The sequence below is a fragment of the Aurantiacibacter xanthus genome (assembly GCF_003584015.1).
Taxonomy (GTDB): domain Bacteria; phylum Pseudomonadota; class Alphaproteobacteria; order Sphingomonadales; family Sphingomonadaceae; genus Alteraurantiacibacter; species Alteraurantiacibacter xanthus.
The window spans coordinates 1-2,458 of sequence record NZ_QXFM01000050.1 but is presented as its reverse complement, the minus strand read 5'-3'; the positions used below and the strand labels follow the sequence as shown (position 1 = coordinate 2,458).

The window sequence follows — 2,458 nt, the reverse complement described above, 5'->3', positions numbered from 1 at the left end:
GGCGGCGGGGTCTGCGCGCCCATCAGGAAGCGCACGCCAACCACACCGAGGTGCTGCTCGACGTGAACGTTCAGCGGGTCCATCGGGAAAGCCGTCGGCTCGATGTTCGCCGCATCCTTGAAGGTGTGACGATACTTGTACTCGGCGAACAGCTCCGCGCTGTCCGACAGACGGCTCGAGAAGCCGGCGATGCCCTGCCATGCGAGCGCAACGTCCGAATCGTCGGCGATCACGTCGCCACCGGCGAGGTAGTCGACATCGACAACCATCATGCCGAGACCACCGCCGATGTACGGGCTGAAAGTGCCGCCGGCGTTGAAGTCATACAGCGCGTTCAGGAACAGGCCGTAGGTTTCGATGTCGCTGCCCGTGTCCTCGTTGAGGTACGGACCGACAGCGCGACCTTCCAGAGCGGCCGAGCGCGTCAGGACCGAAGCGTCCAGCGTGCGAATCGGCTGACCGGCGAGGGTCGCACCGAAGTGGTCGTCGACGGTGGTCGAGTTGTAGTCGCCAGCCAGTTCGAGACGGAAGCCGTTGTCGAAACGGTGGCCAATCTGGATGCCAGCGCCCCAGCCGATGTCGCCATCGGTGTTGAAGGCGATCTCGTTGCCCGCAGGAACCGCCGGGAAGTTCGGGGTCGCCGGGAGGGCCGAGGTCAGCAGGCCGTCGTTCTCGGTGTTGGTGGTGTTCACACCGGCGCTCACGCCGATATAGGTCTCGCCGGCGTGTGCAACGCCGGGGATCGCGAGCGCCATGACGGACGCTGTGATTAGCAACCTTTGCATATGAATCCTCACTAGTTGGACAGAGCCTCATGCCCTGTAACAACCCCCGAATGCCTAGATCTGCTTACAGTTCCATAAAATTGATATTTGTTGTGTCGGTCTTTTACAGGTGCGACATATTTGTCACATATCGCTTTCGGGCGGTCAGAATGCGGCTAAGCCAGTGATTGCGCGGCCTAAAATCAGCGCATGAATGTCGTGCGTGCCTTCGTAGGTGTTGACCGTTTCGAGGTTCAGCGCGTGGCGTAGTACCTGATATTCCTCGGAAATTCCGTTGCCGCCGTGCATATCGCGCGCCGCCCGCGCAATATCGAGCGCTTTGCCGACATTGTTCCGCTTAACCATACTGATCATCTCGGGCGCGAACGAATTTGCCTCCATCAGGCGACCAACGCGCAGGCTCGCCTGAAGTCCCAGCGTGATCTCGGTGACTATGTCAGCAAGCTTTTTCTGGAACAATTGGGTAGCCGCGAGCGGGCGGCCAAACTGTTTGCGCTCCAGTCCATAGTTACGGGCAGCTGCGTAACAGAATTCGGCTGCGCCCAGCGCTCCCCAGGAAATACCGTAGCGGGCGCGGTTCAGGCAGCCGAACGGGCCTTTCATGCCCTCGACACCGGGCAGCATCGCCGAGGCGGGCACGCGCACCTCGTCCATCATGATCATGCCGGTGGTGCTGGCGCGCAGGGAAAGCTTGCCCTTGATCTTGGGCGCCTCCAGCCCGGCCATGCCTTTTTCGAGCACGAAGCCGCGGATCTTGCCGCCGTGTTCCTCGCTCTTGGCCCAGACCACGAAGACATCGGCAAAGGGTGCGTTCGAAATCCAGGTCTTGCTGCCCGACAGCACATAATCGTCGCCGTCCTTCCTGGCGACGGTGCGCATTCCGGCCGGGTCGGAACCGGCGTCGGGCTCGGTCAGGCCGAAGCAGCCGATCAGGTCGCCCGAGGCGAGGCCGGGCAGATAACGCGCGCGCTGTTCGTCCGAGCCATAGGCATGGATCGGGTACATCACGAGGCTCGATTGCACGCTCGCCATCGAGCGGTAGCCCGAATCCACCCGCTCGATCTCGCGCGCGACGAGGCCATAGGCGACGTAGCCCGCTCCCGCGCCGCCGAATTCCTCGGGGATCGTCACGCCGAGCAGGCCCGCCGCGCCCATCTGCGGGAACAGCTCTTTCGCGTCGGCCTCGGCGGCGAAGTCCGCGATCACGCGCGGTTGCAGTACGCCTTGCGCGAAGCCGTGCGCGGCATCGCGGATCATCCGCTCCTCGTCGCTCAGCTGGGTATCGAGATTGAACGGGTCCGCCCAATCGAACTGTGCCATGGCCGCCATCAAACCAGTCTCCTTTGAAACTACAATAGCGAGTCGGGGCACCCCGGCCAACCCATCGGGAGCGCTGGCTCAGCCCTTGCCGAAGCGGCTTTCGTAGGCGGTGGTGTCGCCGCCTACGATGAGGCGGGCCTGCTCGACCCACGCATCGCGGCGGATGCGCCCGGAAAAGCGGCCGAGCTGGGCGTCGATGCGATCGATCTCGGCGTCGTCCCAGGCAGCGATCTGCGCCACGCTGGTGACGCCGAGGTCGGCGAGCAATGCCACCAGCTTGGGGCCGACGCCCTTGAGCCGGGCAACGTCGCCGCCCGCAGCCGGCGTCGGAGCGGTTGCGACTGGAGCGGGGG

General features: G+C 63.8%; 2 protein-coding genes and 1 pseudogene. All 3 read right to left on the bottom strand.

Annotation, left to right across the window (positions count from 1 at the left end):
• Positions 1-785: outer membrane protein (locus tag D2V17_RS04925; protein WP_147367236.1), on the bottom strand; the 785-nt coding region annotated here is incomplete at its 3' end.
• A gap of 144 nt (positions 786-929) precedes the next feature.
• On the bottom strand, positions 930-2,105 hold the full coding sequence (locus D2V17_RS04920; RefSeq protein WP_119591987.1) for an acyl-CoA dehydrogenase: 1,176 nt from the start codon (positions 2,103-2,105) through the stop codon (positions 930-932).
• A 78-nt stretch (positions 2,106-2,183) separates the two neighbouring features.
• Positions 2,184-2,458: pseudogene (locus D2V17_RS04915) on the bottom strand (hypothetical protein); the annotation flags it as partial.

Excerpts from the sequence above, each read along its gene's own strand:
- D2V17_RS04920 (WP_119591987.1), bottom strand. The coding sequence starts at position 2,105 with ATGGCACAGTTCGATTGGGCGGACCCGTTCAATCTCGATACCCAGCTG.